General features: G+C 59.1%; 17 protein-coding genes. 7 read left to right on the plus strand and 10 right to left on the minus strand.

Annotated features, from left to right (window positions below; genetic code table 11):
- Positions 1-987, minus strand: a complete 987-nt coding sequence (locus EV281_RS10255; protein ID WP_132652971.1) for a Gfo/Idh/MocA family oxidoreductase — start codon at positions 985-987, stop codon at positions 1-3.
- A gap of 179 nt (positions 988-1166) precedes the next feature.
- On the opposite strand from EV281_RS10255, the gene EV281_RS10260 reads away from it, so the two are divergent.
- Together EV281_RS10260 and EV281_RS10265 are read left to right on the plus strand one after the other, a co-directional pair.
- Complete coding sequence (locus EV281_RS10260) at positions 1167-2114, plus strand: aldo/keto reductase (protein WP_132652972.1); 948 nt, start codon at positions 1167-1169, stop codon at positions 2112-2114.
- A 14-nt stretch (positions 2115-2128) separates the two neighbouring features.
- On the plus strand, positions 2129-2572 hold the full coding sequence (locus tag EV281_RS10265; RefSeq protein WP_132652973.1) for a GNAT family N-acetyltransferase: 444 nt from the start codon (positions 2129-2131) through the stop codon (positions 2570-2572).
- Here EV281_RS10265 and EV281_RS10270 read toward each other — a convergent pair.
- Entirely contained in the window at positions 2562-3179 is a 618-nt protein-coding gene (locus tag EV281_RS10270; protein WP_132652974.1) for a hypothetical protein, read from the minus strand. The genes EV281_RS10265 and EV281_RS10270 overlap by 11 nt on opposite strands.
- 144 nt (positions 3180-3323) lie before the next feature.
- Here EV281_RS10270 and EV281_RS10275 point away from each other — a divergent pair, with 144 nt between their 5' ends.
- Together EV281_RS10275 and EV281_RS10280 are read left to right on the plus strand one after the other, a co-directional pair.
- Entirely contained in the window at positions 3324-3824 is a 501-nt protein-coding gene (locus EV281_RS10275) for a ferritin-like domain-containing protein (RefSeq protein WP_132652975.1), read from the plus strand.
- A 105-nt stretch (positions 3825-3929) separates the two neighbouring features.
- On the plus strand, positions 3930-4289 hold the full coding sequence (locus tag EV281_RS10280; RefSeq protein ID WP_132652976.1) for a nuclear transport factor 2 family protein: 360 nt from the start codon (positions 3930-3932) through the stop codon (positions 4287-4289).
- A gap of 51 nt (positions 4290-4340) precedes the next feature.
- Here EV281_RS10280 and pheT read toward each other — a convergent pair whose 3' ends face one another.
- From pheT to infC, 5 genes are all read right to left on the minus strand, one after another.
- Positions 4341-6764 (minus strand): phenylalanine--tRNA ligase subunit beta, encoded by a 2424-nt coding sequence (gene pheT, locus EV281_RS10285; protein ID WP_132652977.1) that lies wholly within the window; start codon positions 6762-6764, stop codon positions 4341-4343.
- A 15-nt stretch (positions 6765-6779) separates the two neighbouring features.
- Positions 6780-7862, minus strand: a complete 1083-nt coding sequence (pheS, locus tag EV281_RS10290; RefSeq protein ID WP_132652978.1) for a phenylalanine--tRNA ligase subunit alpha — start codon at positions 7860-7862, stop codon at positions 6780-6782.
- A gap of 148 nt (positions 7863-8010) precedes the next feature.
- Positions 8011-8415 (minus strand): 50S ribosomal protein L20, encoded by a 405-nt coding sequence (rplT, locus tag EV281_RS10295; protein ID WP_007813309.1) that lies wholly within the window; start codon positions 8413-8415, stop codon positions 8011-8013.
- A gap of 39 nt (positions 8416-8454) precedes the next feature.
- Entirely contained in the window at positions 8455-8658 is a 204-nt protein-coding gene (gene rpmI, locus EV281_RS10300) for a 50S ribosomal protein L35 (protein ID WP_028750884.1), read from the minus strand.
- Between the two features lie 304 nt (positions 8659-8962).
- Entirely contained in the window at positions 8963-9499 is a 537-nt protein-coding gene (infC, locus tag EV281_RS10305; RefSeq protein WP_132653231.1) for a translation initiation factor IF-3, read from the minus strand.
- A 180-nt stretch (positions 9500-9679) separates the two neighbouring features.
- On the opposite strand from infC, the gene EV281_RS10310 reads away from it, so the two are divergent.
- Both EV281_RS10310 and EV281_RS10315 read left to right on the plus strand, forming a co-directional pair.
- Positions 9680-10477, plus strand: a complete 798-nt coding sequence (locus tag EV281_RS10310) for an alpha/beta hydrolase (RefSeq protein ID WP_132652979.1) — start codon at positions 9680-9682, stop codon at positions 10475-10477.
- A gap of 209 nt (positions 10478-10686) precedes the next feature.
- On the plus strand, positions 10687-11286 hold the full coding sequence (locus EV281_RS10315; protein ID WP_132652980.1) for a transglutaminase-like cysteine peptidase: 600 nt from the start codon (positions 10687-10689) through the stop codon (positions 11284-11286).
- Positions 11287-11448: 162 nt separating this feature from the next.
- On the opposite strand, the gene mbfA is transcribed toward EV281_RS10315, so the two are convergent.
- Entirely contained in the window at positions 11449-12432 is a 984-nt protein-coding gene (mbfA, locus tag EV281_RS10320) for an iron exporter MbfA (protein ID WP_132652981.1), read from the minus strand.
- A gap of 174 nt (positions 12433-12606) precedes the next feature.
- Here mbfA and EV281_RS10325 point away from each other — a divergent pair, with 174 nt between their 5' ends.
- Positions 12607-13074, plus strand: a complete 468-nt coding sequence (locus tag EV281_RS10325) for a truncated hemoglobin (RefSeq protein ID WP_132652982.1) — start codon at positions 12607-12609, stop codon at positions 13072-13074.
- Positions 13075-13077: 3 nt separating this feature from the next.
- Here the strand turns inward: EV281_RS10325 and EV281_RS10330 are convergent, their stop codons facing one another.
- Positions 13078-13971, minus strand: coding sequence for an EamA family transporter (locus EV281_RS10330; RefSeq protein WP_132652983.1), 894 nt, complete (start codon positions 13969-13971; stop codon positions 13078-13080).
- Positions 13972-14064: 93 nt separating this feature from the next.
- Positions 14065-14616, minus strand: coding sequence for a recombination regulator RecX (gene recX, locus EV281_RS10335; protein WP_132652984.1), 552 nt, complete (start codon positions 14614-14616; stop codon positions 14065-14067).
- Positions 14617-14624 lie beyond the last annotated feature (8 nt).

Genomic DNA, 14624 nt, shown 5'->3' on the forward strand with positions numbered 1-14624 from the left:
TCAAACGGCTTCCCAGCCATCCTGTTCGCTGGCGCGGTAGATGGCATCGATGACCTTCTGATTGAGTTTGGAATCTTCCAGCGTGACGATCTCTTCCTTTTCCCCTGACGCAGCGCGTGCAAAGGCTTCAGCCTGGCATTTGTACTGACGGCTATCCTGGAAACGATAAATATAGGATTCGGAGTGGCCGCGATTGGTCACTTCGATCTCTTCGGGTCCCCAACGGTTGGCGTTGAAAGGCGACTTGACCTCGATATAGCCTTCGGTGCCGTGGAAGACCATGATCTGGCGCCCGGCCATCTGGGTGGAGATGTAGAAACTCAGCTCGAACTCGCCGAAATCCGCCTTCACGCTGGAATAGAAATCGGTGCCGAATTCCGGATCACGTTCTGTGGTCGCCTGGATCCTGAACGGTTCCTTGCCAGTGGAGAAGCGCGTGCTGATGACTGGATAGACGCCGATATCGGGCAGGCCGCCGCCGCCGAGCTCAGGAATGTTGCGCATGTTGCCGGGGTCGCGATTGAAATAGGTAAAGGCGCCCTGCACATGACGGAGTTCGCCGACCGCACCCTCCTGCAGCAACGAGCGAACCTTCCGCCAGACCGGCGAATAGGTCACCATGAAGGCTTCGCTGATGATGACATTGTTGCGGTCGCGGGCGGCAGTGAGATCGTCGATCTCGGATGCCTTGAGCGCGATCGGCTTTTCGCAGAGCACGTGCTTGCCGGCATCGGCGGCCTTGATCGACCATTCGACATGCTGGGAGGTTGGCAGCGGTATATAGACGGCGTCGATCGTATCGGACGCCAGCATCTCTTCATAGGAGCCGAAGGCGTGCGGCACGGAGAACCGGTCTGCCATGTCGCGGGCGCGGGCAAAATCGCGGCTGGCGATCGCTGTAATGACGCAGTTTTCTGCGTCCTGAATGGCGGGAACAACATTGTCGCGGCCGATCTTGGCCGTTGAAAGAATACCGAAACGCAACATGAGAAGTCCTCCTTAAATCGATTGGGCGCACCTTATTCAGCCCACTCATGTGGCGCAATGGCGCGACGGGTGATCACGGAAGTTTGGTTTCCTTCGAGGGTACTCCGCGCTAGGTTATTTGCGGACGGCGTTCTGCCGCTTCGCAGATTTCAATCACTTCAGCATTTTGGGAGAGCGCCATGGAAATGCGCCGGCTTGGAAAAACAGGTCTTTCGGTCTCGCCGATCGTCTTCGGCGGCAATGTATTCGGCTGGACGGCCGATGAGAAAACATCCTTCGACATTCTCGACGCATTTTTCGACGCTGGCCTCAACACCATCGATACGGCCGACGTCTATTCCGCCTGGGTGCCGGGCAACAAGGGCGGCGATTCCGAAGAGATCATCGGCAGGTGGCTGAAGAAGGGGAAGGTCTCCCGCGACAAGGCAATCATCATCACCAAGGTCGGCTCAGACATGGGCCAAGGCAAGACGCTGAAGGCGAACTATATCCTGAAGGCGGTCGAGGATTCACTGCGCCGCCTGCAGACCGACTATATCGACCTCTATCTTTCGCACTGGCCGGATGCCGATACGCCGCATGAGGAATCGCTTGGTGCCTATGCCAAGCTTCTCGAACAGGGCAAGATCCGCTCCGTCGGCTGCTCGAATTTTGATGCAAGCCAGTTGCAGGCCTCCTTTGACGCCGCAGACAAGACGGGCTTACCGCGCTATCAGGCGCTGCAGCCGGAATATAATCTCTATGCACGTTCGAGCTTCGAAGGCCCGCTTGCCGACCTCTGCCTGAAGGAAGATATCGGCGTTATCACCTATTTCAGCCTGGCAGCCGGCTTCCTTTCAGGCAAGTACCGCAGCAAGGCGGATACGGAGGGGCGCGCACGCGAGGGCCGGGTCGCGCAGTATCTCGATGACAAGGGCATGCGTATTCTTGCCGCCCTCGACAAGATCGCGGCGGAGACTGGCGCCAAGCCAGCAGAAATCTCGCTTGCCTGGCTCCTGCGCAAGAAGGGCGTGACGGCGCCGATCGCCAGTGCTACGAGCCTTTCCCAGCTTGAGAGCCTGGTGAAAGCCGCAACGCTCAAGCTTTCCGACGAGGCGATGGCGCTGCTTGATCAGGCAGGCGCCTGAAACGAGGTGACGGGATGACTGTGACGATCCGCGATGCGAAGCCTGAAGACGAGATGCGCTGGCGTGCGCTCTGGGCCGACTATCTCGCTTTCTACGAGGTCACCGTCGGTGCCGACATCACCGATTCCACCTGGCGCCGGGTTTTTGATCCGGCGTCGGCTATCTTCATGCGGGTGGCGGAACTCGACGGAGCGGTCGTCGGCTTCACGCTCTGCCTGACGCATGAGGGCACCTGGATCCGTGGCAAGGACTGCTATCTGGAAGACCTGTTCGTGTCGAGGGAAGCGCGCGGCAGGGGCGTCGGCCGGGCGCTGATGGACGACCTCGTCGATCTCTGCAAGAAGAATGGCTGGTCGCGGCTTTACTGGCATACGAGCGAGCAGAACAAGACAGCCCGCACGCTCTATGACTCCTATGTCGAAAGCGACGGACACATCCGCTATCGCATCAATTTCTGAGCGGCGGAAAGCCTTCATACCATTGCGAATGGTCGCCTTCCCAGTTTTCCATACCTGGCTTGGTGAGGATGCCGCGCGGGCGCACGTAACTCTGGATCACCCGTTTCGGCCGCTCATGCCACTGGATATTGAAGGCCCATAGTTTCGGGAAGAAGCAGAGCGACGCGTAAGGCAGATGGTCGTGGATCCACCATGCAAGCCTTTGCCAATCGCTTTCATCGCTGTAGCGATCGACAACCCAAGGCACGGCGATACAGACAGCGGCCCCCATGCAGCCCTCAAGGTCGAGCATATCCCAGATGTGATGAGCGGCTGTAGCAGCGTTGGTCGAACAGTTCAGCTTGTTCTCGTTGCCAAAACGGTTGACCGGCGGCGAACGGTAGCCGGAACGGATATGCAGGCGCCCGAAGGTTGCCTCCAACGGTTCCAGCAATTCCTCGCACAGGTGCCTGCCCGTCTCGATGGCGAGGTCGGGATCTTCGGGGATATTCGGGATGCGATAAAAATCGGCGATCTCGGAATGGAGAAAATCTCGGAAGAAGAAGTTCTTCGACAGACGTACCCGGCCAAGATCCTCAAGCCCCTTCATCGACCCCGGTCTCTTCATGCGCTCTCTCCTCGATTCTTTCTGACATCATCGCCCGGACGGCGATGCCGTTCCACCCGAAATACGGAGGGAACAATTAGCGCCGAGCACACTTTACGGAGTGTCGCCGCAAGCGCGTAAACTCCCAAACAAGGAACGGAAACAATGGCCAAGGAAAAGACGCTGGAAGATCTGTTTTACGATACGCTCAAGGACATTTACTATGCCGAACGCCAGATTGTGCGCGCTCTGCCGAAAATGGCGCGCGCTGCCCAGTCACAGGAGCTGAAGGCGGGGTTTGAGAAGCATCTTGAAGAAACTCAAGGCCATGTGGAACGGCTGCAGCAGGTCTTCGAGATCATCGGCAAGCGCGCCCAGGGCAAAACCTGCGAGGCAATCCAGGGCATCATCGCCGAAGGCGAGGAAATCATCGAGGAATTCAACGGCACGCCCGCGATCGACGCCGGTCTGATCTCCTCGGCCCAGGCCGTCGAGCACTACGAGATCGCCCGCTATGGCACGCTGAAGACCTGGGCGCAGACGCTCGGCTTCAAGCAAGCCGTCACGCTTCTCGACCAGACGCTGCAGGAAGAAGGCAAGACCGACCAGCTCCTGACCAAACTCGCGACGACTGCTGCAAACCAGAAGGCTTCGCGAGCAGCCTGATGTTGGATAGAAGAGCAGTCGTCACTGGCTGCTCTTCCTCCTCCGACCTTGTCTTCGCTCGCCACCCCGCTATCATCTCATTGGGAACATGGGCGAGGTGTCGATATGGCCGACAGGCAGGCAATCGAAGCAACGGTTCATCTCTACGTGGAGGGTATGGCCTTCGCCAACGAGGCGGCCCTGAAGAAAGCGTTCCACCCGAAGAGCTCAATCATCGGGCACTATCAGAATGCGGTTGAATGGCTTTCTCGTGATGAATTTATTGCCGCAATAATCGAGGAGGGGGCAGCACCGCCCGGCACCCAGCCCTACATGGATATCGGCAGCATCGATATATCAGGCGATGCGGCGACGGTGAAAGTCACCGACGAATTTGCCGGCATGCGCTTTACCGATTATCTTTCTTTGCTGAAGATTGAGGGCCGCTGGACCATCGTCAGCAAGCTCTATCACCTTCATATATGAGAAGACCGGCAGCTAACGCCGCCGGTCATCGATATCATGCCTGTAGCCGGCTCAGCTTCTCAGAACGCCGCCGGTGAACTTGGCAACGCTGGCGACGATCTTTTGGGTCAGCGCTTCGAAGTCCTCGTCGGTCAGCGTACGGTCAGCCGGCTGAATCTGGACTTCGATCGCGACCGACTTCTTGCCCTCGCCGACCGAGGCGCCCTCGAAGATATCGAAGACGTTCACGCCCGTGATAAGCTTGCGGTCGACACCAGCTGCCGCCTTGATGATGGCACCGGCTTCCACCGTCTTGTCGACGACGAAGGCGAAGTCGCGCTTGACAGCCTGGAAGGGCGAGAGGTCGAGGGCCGGCTTGGTGCGGGTTGCCTTCTTCTTCGGCTCTGCCATGGCGTCGAGATAAACTTCGAAGCCGCAGAGCGCGCCGGAGACATCGAGTTTTTCAAGCGTGGTCGGATGGAACTCGCCGAAATAGCCAAGGATCACCTTCGGACCCATCTTGATCGTGCCGGAGCGGCCGGGGTGATACCATTCGGGACCACCCGGCTCGATCTGGATGTTGGCCGTTGGCAGACCGCAAGCTTCGATAATGGCGAGTGCATCGGCTTTGGCGTCGAAAACATCGACCGGCTTGCCGCCGCCTTTTGAGGCGTTCGACCACATGCGGCCAGCACCGGCGAGCGACGCCGTGCCACGGCGGATGCCCCCGGCCACACGGCGTTGGCCCTCCGGCGTATCGTTCTCATACGTGCCCGAGACTTCGAAGATCGCGACGTCGCCATAGCCCTTGTCGGCATTACGCTGGGCAGCCGTCAGCAGGCCCGGCAGAAGCGAAGGCCGCATATCGGACATTTCGGCGGCGATCGGATTGGCGAGCTTGAGGGCTGCGGACCCGCCGCCGAAGAGTTTTGCCTGGTCTTCCGGAATGAAGGACCAGGTGACAGCTTCCAGCATACCACGCGAGGCGAGCGCGCGCTTGGCGGCGCGGGTGCGGATCTGCAGCACCGTCAGGATACGGCCGTTGACGGCGGCATGGCTTTCGAGCGGCGCCGGCTTGATCTTATCGACGCCATGGATGCGCATGATCTCTTCGACGAGATCGGCCTTGCCATCGATGTCAGGACGCCAGGAGGGAACGGAGACGGAAACGCGTTCGCCGGAGCCCGAAACCCTGAAGCCGAGACGGGTCAGGATCATATTGCTTTCCTCCGTCGAGACTTCGAGGCCGGTCAGTCGCTTGACCTCCGAATAGGGGAAGTCGACGACCCTCGGCTCGTAGCCTTTGTAACCGACAATCTCGGCCTTGGCCGGCATGCCGCCGCAAAGCTCGAGCACGAGTTCCGTCGTGCGCTCGAGCCCCGGAACCATATATTCCGGATCGACGCCGCGTTCGAAGCGGTAGCGGGCATCGGTGATGATGCCGAGCGTGCGACCGGACTTGGCGATGTTCATCGGATCCCAGAGAGCGGATTCGATCAGCACATCGACGGTGTTTTCGTCGCAGCCGGAATGTTCGCCGCCCATGATGCCGCCGATCGATTCAACGCCGTCCTCATCTGCGATGACGACGTTGTTCGGGCCGAGTTTGTACTCGCGCTGGTCGAGCGCCAGCACAGTTTCGCCTTCCCTTGCGCGGCGGACGGTCAGGTTGCCTCTGACCTTGGCGGCGTCGAAGACGTGCATCGGCCGCCCCTGATCGAAGGTCATGTAGTTTGTGATGTCGACCAGCGCATTGATCGGCCGCAGGCCGATGGCAAGAAGCCGCTGCTGCATCCAGCGCGGGCTCGGACCGTTCTTGACGCCGCGCACCAGCCTGAGGCCGAAGCCCGGGCAGAGCTTCGGATCGTCAAGATCGAGCGTCAGCTTGACCGGTGTTTCACCTTCGACGGTGAAGGAGGGAGCGGGGCGCGTCTTAAGGGTGCCGAGGCCAGAGGCTGCGAGATCGCGGGCAATGCCGTAGATCGAGGTGCAGTCCGGACGGTTCGGCGTCAGGTTGATCTCGATGACCGGGTCGTCGAGATGGGCGTAAGTGGCGTAGCTCGTGCCGACAGGCGCATCGTCAGGCAGATCGATGATGCCATCGTGATTGTCGGAAATCTGCAGTTCCTTTTCCGAGCACATCATGCCGCGGCTTTCGACACCGCGGATATTGCCGACCGACAGCGTTACGTCGATGCCGGGAACATAGGTGCCGGGCGCCGCAAATGCGCCGACGAGGCCAGCGCGCGCATTGGGTGCGCCGCAGACGACCTGCACCGGAGCGCCCTGGCCGATATCCACCATGAGCACCTTGAGGCGATCGGCCTGCGGATGCTTTTCAGCCGAGAGAACCTTGGCAATGACGAAGGGCTTGAAGGTGGCTTTGTCATCGACATCTTCCACTTCCAGTCCGATCTCGGTCAGCCGAGCGCAGATTTCATCAAGCGTGGCGTCCGTTTCCAGATGATCTTTAAGCCAGGAGAGCGTGAATTTCATAGTTCCAATCCTCCCTTAAACGCTGAGGCCGCCGAACAGCGTCGGCATGTCGAGCGGGCGGAAGCCGTAGTGGTTCATCCAACGGACATCGGCGTTGAAGAAGTCGCGCAGGTCCGGCATGCCGTATTTCAGCATGGCGATGCGGTCGAGGCCCATGCCCCAGGCAAAGCCCTGATACTCGTCCGGATCGAGACCGCCATAACGCAGCACGTTGGGGTGAACCATGCCGCAGCCAAGGATCTCCATCCAATCCGTGCCTTCGCCGAACTTGACGATCGGGCCGGAGCGATCGCACTGGATATCGACCTCGAAAGAGGGCTCGGTGAAGGGGAAGAAGGACGGGCGGAAACGCATCGTCACGCTGTCGACCTCGAAGAAGGCCTTGCAGAATTCTTCCAGCACCCAGCGGATATTGGCGACATTGGCCTTCTTGTCGATGACCAGACCTTCGACCTGATGGAACATCGGCGAATGCGTGGCATCGGAATCCTGGCGATAGGTCTTGCCGGGAATGATGATGCGGATCGGCGGCTTCTGCGATTCCATCGTGCGGATCTGCACCGGCGAGGTATGCGTGCGCAAAACTTTGCGCTCACTCTTCTCATCCGGATTGAAGAAGAAGGTGTCGTGCATTTCGCGGGCCGGGTGGCCCTCCGGGAAATTCAGAGCCGTAAAATTGTAGTAATCGGTCTCGATATCGGGACCTTCTGCAATCGAGAAGCCCATGTCGCCGAAGATCGCGGTGATCTCGTCGACGATCTGGCTGATCGGATGGATGCGGCCGCGCTCGGCCGGCGAGGAGCGTACCGGCAGGCTGACGTCGACGGTTTCGGCCTTGAGACGGGCGTTGACCGCCGCTTCCTTCAACACCGATTTGCGGTTGGCAAGGGCGTCGGTCACTTCGTTCTTCAGGGCATTGATCGCGGCACCACGGGTCTGCCGCTCTTCCGGAGTCATAGCACCGAGCGTCTTCAGGAGCTCGGAAATCGAGCCCTTCTTGCCGAGCGCGGAGACACGGACGGCTTCGAGCGCAGGCTCATCATTGGCGGCGGCAATTTCGGCAAGCAAGGAGGATTTGAGCTGGTCGATATCTGACATTGTCTTCTTTTCGTCCGGATCAGGCGGCGTTCGAAAGGCGGGCTCGGCAAGGCCGCGCCAGCACTATAGAGAAAGAAAAACCCGCGCTAGCCCAAACCAGCGCGGGTTTCCCAAAATTCAAAAAAGCGTCAAGCTTGGGAAGCGCTGGTTACCGAACCGCGCCTTCAAACTCGTTAGCCGTGCCGGTTTCCTTGAGGTACTCAAGGGCCTTCTTGGCCGCAGCAACCAGCGCGCCGAATGCTTCCGGCTCATGGATTGCCATGTCGGAGAGAACCTTGCGGTCGACTTCGATGCCAGCCTTGTTCAGACCGTCGATGAAGCGGCCATAGGTCAGGCCGAATTCGCGGACGGCAGCGTTGATACGCTGGATCCAGAGGGCGCGGAAATTGCGCTTGTTAACCTTGCGGTCGCGATATGCGTACTGCTTGGCGCGATCGACGGCAGCCTTGGCGGTACGGATGGTGTTCTTGCGGCGGCCATAGAAACCCTTGGCCTGCTTCAGAACCTTCTTGTGCTTGGCGTGGGCGGTGACGCCTCTCTTTACACGTGCCATTTCATGATCTCCTTAATCTAACGCGTTACCGGAATAGTCTCAGAGACCGTTCGGCAGATAGTTCTTCACGACCTTGCGGCCATCGGGTTCTGCCAGAACCATGGTGCCGCGTGCATCGCGAATGAACTTGTTCGTGCGCTTGATCATGCCATGGCGCTTGCCAGCGGCAGCCGCCTTGACCTTGCCGGAGGCGGTGATCTTGAACCGCTTCTTGGCAGAGGACTTCGTCTTCATCTTGGGCATTTTGCTACTCCATTCTGAGAGCTCCTCACCCGCTTCGTTAAAAGAAGCCCTTCTGCGAAAGCCCGGTATCCGGTCTTCGCCAAAGGCGCGCGGGAGCGTTTGTTGTTGATCTGCGGGTCCAGTGACGAAACCTGCCCGCAAGCATTCGAAACTGCCACGGCATGCCCTGCCGGTCAGTTCGGACGCGCGCTTATAACCGCAGCGCCATGAAAGTGCAACGGGGCGAATGACGAATCTTGCCGCCCCGGGAAACACAAAAGCCGCCCTGTCGGACGGCTTTGAGCGAAAGGATGCGGGCACCGGTTCACTTCGGCGCCAGCACCATCATCATCTGGCGGCCTTCGAGCTTGGGCTCGGCCTCAACCTTGGCGATCTCGAGCGTGTCCGCCTTGACCTGCTGGAGAAGCTTCATGCCGAGTTCCTGGTGGGCCATTTCGCGGCCACGGAACTTCAGCGTTACCTTCACCTTGTCGCCTTCGTCAAAGAAGCGGCCCATCGCCTTCATCTTCACCTCATAATCATGGGTGTCGATGTTCGGACGCATCTTGATTTCTTTGACTTCGACAATCTTCTGCTTCTTGCGCGCTTCGGCAGCCTTCTTCTGGTTGGCATATTTCAGCTTGCCCAGATCGAGAATCTTGCACACCGGCGGTTCGGCATTGGGGGAAATTTCGACGAGGTCGAGGCCGGCTTCTTCCGCCATTCTCAAGGCCTGGTCGGTGGGCACGATGCCCATATTCTGTCCGTCAGCCGCAATCAGCTGAACTTTGGGAATGCGGATCTCCCGGTTCGAGCGCGGCCCATCCTTTACGGGCGCGTCGGCTTTAAAGGGTCTGCGAATGGTCGTATTCTCCTCGCGTTGATCGGAACGTTGCAGCTTCGTGTCCCTAATCCAATGGGGGCACAAACGGGTCACGTCATCACTGCAACGGATTCAATAACATCCTTTAGCGGAAAAATCACCCGCTGTCAGCCCGTCAAGAATCTGTTTTATAGGCCAAAACAACAGGAGTTGAGCCCGATGTCCGATCAGATGCCCGTCCCCGAGCCCGAGTTCCTCGATGTCGGCGAACGCGAGCTTGCACGGCGGATCGCCATGCTGGTGCGTCCAGCTCAGGATGATACCGATCTTCCTGCGCTCGTTTGGCTATCCGGCTACCGATCGGACATGAGCGGCAGCAAGGCGGTCGAAATCGATCGGCTGGCCGCGGAACTGGGCGCAGCCTGCATCCGCCTCGATTATTCCGGCCACGGGCTTTCCGGTGGGGCCTTCACGGACGGTACGATTTCGCGCTGGCTGGAGGAAGCGCTCGCGGTGATCCGCCATAACACGCCGAAACGGATGATCCTGATCGGCTCTTCGATGGGTGGCTGGATTGCACTTCGGGTGGCGCAGGAGCTTGCCAAGCACGGCGGCCCGAAGCTTGAAGGCATGGTCCTGATCGCACCGGCGCCTGATTTCACTTCCGATCTCATCGAGCCGAACCTCAAGAAGAAGGAACGCACCTCTCTCGAACAGCGCGGCTATTTCGAAGAGCGCTCGCAATATAGTCCTGAGCCCAATATCTATACCCGGGCACTCATCGAAGACGGGCGCGAGAACCGGGTGCTGACGGGCATTATCGAAACGGGCTGTCCAATCCATATTCTACAGGGCATGAAGGACGCCGACGTTCCCTATCTGCACGCAATGAAGCTGGTCGAACATCTTCCTGCCGACGATGTGGTGCTGACCTTCATCCGCGATGGCGACCATAGGCTTTCACGTCCGCAGGATATCGAACGATTGCGCAACGTCGTTAAAAGCCTCATCCGTTAGGCGAAGGCCGACTGCTATAAAGTAATATGCAACCATCCGAACATAGGGAGGCGGTTGCACAGGTCATATGCAACTATCCTCAGGGTTACGTTGCATTTTAACCATGTCTACGAGTTGCAAAGCCCTCCCAAGAAGTAACGATTGACTCCTTTCCGCCCTCTCCGTTAACTGTTTGTTAATAAATAAAGGGCGATGCAGGGAAGTAGGGCGTGCGGATCAAGGGTTTCGTCGTGGCCATGATGGCCGTGTTTGCAATGGCGCCGGCCGCTATTCCGGCTCCGAGCAAGAATGCATCTATGGTAACCGGGAGTGCGACATCGCAACCGATCGGTCATTACGATTTCTGTCAGACGCATCGCGCAGAATGCGGTTCCAACCGCAATAGCGGTCCAGTGGCCATGACCGGCGCGAAATGGGCTACGGTTCGTACGGTAAACGCGACCGTCAATCGCACCATCACGCCGATGACCGACAAGGAAATTTACGGCAAGGACGAGGTCTGGGCCTATCCAACCACGGCCGGCGACTGCGAGGATTTCGCGCTCCTGAAGCGCCGTATCCTCATCCAGCGGGGCTTCTCGCCTGCCGACCTGCTGATGACCGTCGTGCGCAAGCCTGACGGTGAAGGCCACGCGGTGCTGACGCTGCGCACGGCCGAGGGGGACTTCGTGCTCGACAACCTCGCGACCGAGGTCAAGCCGTGGTTCTCGACGCCCTATACGTTCATCAAGCGCCAGTCGAGCTTCAATGCCGGCCGCTGGGTTACCATCGAGAATGGCCGCGACGTTCTGGTCGGCGCTTTGAAATAAAGAGTTTTGAGGGGGAGTGTGAAAAAGCCGGCTAAAGCCGGTTTTTTCATTTTCAGTATTCAGTATTTACCGCACCCGCGTCCGGCCCTTCGCTTTGGGCTCAGGGCGTTCGTCGCTGCAATCGATCCACCGGATCGATTGCTCGGATGCGCCGACCGCTCCTCACCCATTCCCGATCAGGATACCTGCCGCCAGCACGAGACTGCCGCCGACGACTACCTGGAAGGCGGCGCGCAGAAACGGGGTCTCCATGTATTTATTCTGGATAAAGGCGATCGCCCACAGTTCGAAGAAAACGATGATGGCAGCGGTGATGGTCGCGGTCCAGAACTGCGGGATGAGGTAGGGCAGCGCATGACCAAGGCCCCCGAGCGCCGTCATGATACCGCAAGCAAGGCCGCGCTTGATCGGTGAGCCCCGGCCGGAGATCTTGCCGTCGTCATGGGCGGCTTCCGTGAAACCCATCGAGATGCCGGCGCCGACCGAGGCCGAAAGTCCGACGAGGAAGGTTTGCCAGGTATCCTGCGTGGCAAAGGCGGCGGCAAAAATCGGCGCCAGCGTCGAGACGGAGCCATCCATGAGGCCGGCAAGGCCCGGCTGCACATAGGTCAGGACGAACTGTCGCCGCGCCGTCTCATCCTCCTCCTTCTTCACTTGTTCAGGCGTGTGCTTGTCGCCGAGCATACGGGCGATGTCCTCATGACCCTGTTCGGCAAGCGCGAGATCACCGAGCAGCTTGCGGGTCGAGGCATCGGAGGTCTGCTTAATCGCTTCGACATAGAAGCGGTAGGCCTGTGCTTCCATCTCTTCGGCTTCTTGCCTGATCGCATCGAGAGAGAGGTTGGCGCGCAGCCAGTCGGGTTTGCGCTCGTAAAAGCCTTCGACATGTTCTCGGCGGATCAGGGGAATGCGCTCGCCGAAGCGCTGGCGATGAATTTCGATCAGTGACTTGCGGTGCGTGTCTTCTACCTCAGCCATATCTTCGAATACTTTGGCGGAGGCCGGAAACTCGTGTCGCAGATGTTCCGCGTAAGCGAGATAGATACGGGCATCATCCTCTTCCGAGGCGATGGCGAGCGCCAGAATTTCCTGCTCGGAGAGGGAACGGAAGGAACGTTTTGGTGATCTGAAAAACCGGGCCAGCATAGATATGCTCCAATAATTTTAGAATTATTCTAAATTTAAAGAGACAAGCTGCACGGGTCAAGGTCAAAGCCCGGCCGGATTGACAGAATGCCGCGATCAGCCGATCGCCCTTTGCTGAAATGGCGCATCAACCTATATGAGGGCTGCTAGCTGCAAGCAGCACCGGGGTTAAAGATGAATAGCGAGATACAGGGGCGGGCCGCGCATGTTGCCGCGATCCGCGAAAAAGCCGAGGCCGAGATGAAAGAGATCGGTGTGAACGAGGCCTTCATTTCGAAGCTGGTGGAGACTTTCTATGGGCGGGTGCTCGCGCATCCCGAGCTTGGGCCGGTTTTCGATGCTCGGCTTTCCGGACGCTGGCCGGAACATATGGACAAAATGAAAAGTTTCTGGTCGGCCGTTGCCTTCCGCAGCGGCGCCTATGGCGGCAAGCCGGTGCAGGCGCATCTCGGCGTCGCGAACATGACGCCGGAGCTTTTTCCAAAGTGGCTTTCACTGTTTTCGCAAACGCTCGACGATGTGGCACCCACACCGGATGCCAAGGACTGGTTCATGGCGACGGCGGAGCGGATCGCCAAGAGCCTGACCCTATCTCTCTTCTACAATCCGGCGCTCGACGATCCCACGAAGAAGACGGGCTGATGCTCACTGCCCTGCCGAAAAGGTCGCACCGACACTTGCGGCAACGACCAGCGCGGTTCCGGCCATCTGCAAGGGAGTCATGGGCTGAGACAGAATGAGGAAACCTGCGAGCGCTGCGATGGCGGGTTCCAGACTCATGAGAATGCCGAAAGAGGATGTCGGCATACACCGCAGGGCGATCAGCTCCAGTGTGTAGGGCAGCAGCAGCACGAGAATGGCAAGGCCTGCCATTTCAATCAGGCCGAAGACATCAAGCTTCGGCACGGCGCCGGCAAAACCGAAGGGCGTCGCGACCACGGCAGCCACCATGAGCGACATGGAAAGCCCCTCCAGCCCCTTAAAGCTCGCGCCGATCTTCTTCGTGAGAACGATATAGATCGCCCAGCCGGTTCCCGCGCCGAATGCAAAGAGAACGCCCAAGGCATCGCCAACCCAGCCTTCGCCGTCATGCGCCAGAGCCAGAACACCGAGCGCGGCAACGAGCGGCCAGACTAGCCGCCGGCCGAATCCGTAGCCGATGGTTGCTACAGTGAGCGGACCGAGAAAATCGATCGCCACGGCAAGACCGAGCGGAATGCGCTCGATCGCCGAGAAGAAGCTCATGGTCATCAACGCGGTTGTCGTGCCGAGGACCAAAGCACTTGTCCATTGGGCACGGCTGTAGCTTGACATGCGCGGGCGCACGGCGATCGCCAGGATAATGGCGGCAAAGGCGAGGCGCAGCCAGGTGGCACCCACCGGCCCAAAGGTGGCAATGGCCGAAGAGGAAAGTGCTGCCCCGAACTGGATCGATGACATGGACATCACGCACATCAGCCCGCCAGCCGCGGCGCCGCCGAATGCCGTTGATGGCTGAGCGGTCAGCGTGCCCGCGCCGGCATTCGTCTTGTCTTCCATTGAAGTCTCCGATTGCGTGCTCTTCATACGAAGGCAAAGCGCGAGCGACAAATTCAAACTTCTGATCGGGCCAGCAAGAGCCTTGATGCGATATCAGAGACGACCGGCAAGGATGAGTTCTTCGGCATCTTCGAAACTCATCTCGAAGATCGTCTTGCCGATATCAAAGCTAAAGCCGTTGCGGGCGAAGGCGGAGAGCTCCTTTGCCTTTCGCTTTTCATCCAGCTCGACGCGGCGGAAGGGGCCGAAGGCACGTTTGCGGGCGAAGATCGCCGCGGCATAAAGATCGTCGGCCTCTTCCAGCGCAGCCTCGACCTTGTCGCTCGATACGCCCTTGACGGCAAGCTTCCGGGCGATGGCGCGCTTCGACTTGCCGCTGCGCACGGCAGAACGCGCGCGGATCTCGGCATAGGCGCCATCATCGATCGCCTTGTTGTCATAGGCGAATTTGACGGCGAAATCGGCAACGGCCTTTAGCTGTGCAGCACTGATATCCTCGAACTTCTCCTTCGCCTTGCGGGTAATGGCATTGAAGAGCTGCTTTTCCGTCATCATGCGCCGCTCGAGACGATAGATCGTGGAGTTGCGCGCCCAGCTTAGCATGCGGGGCGTCGGGATATCGGATGGAACGGTCTCGTCGGTCATGTGCAGCG

The organism is Rhizobium sp. BK418, assembly GCF_004341105.1.
GTDB lineage: Bacteria > Pseudomonadota > Alphaproteobacteria > Rhizobiales > Rhizobiaceae > Rhizobium.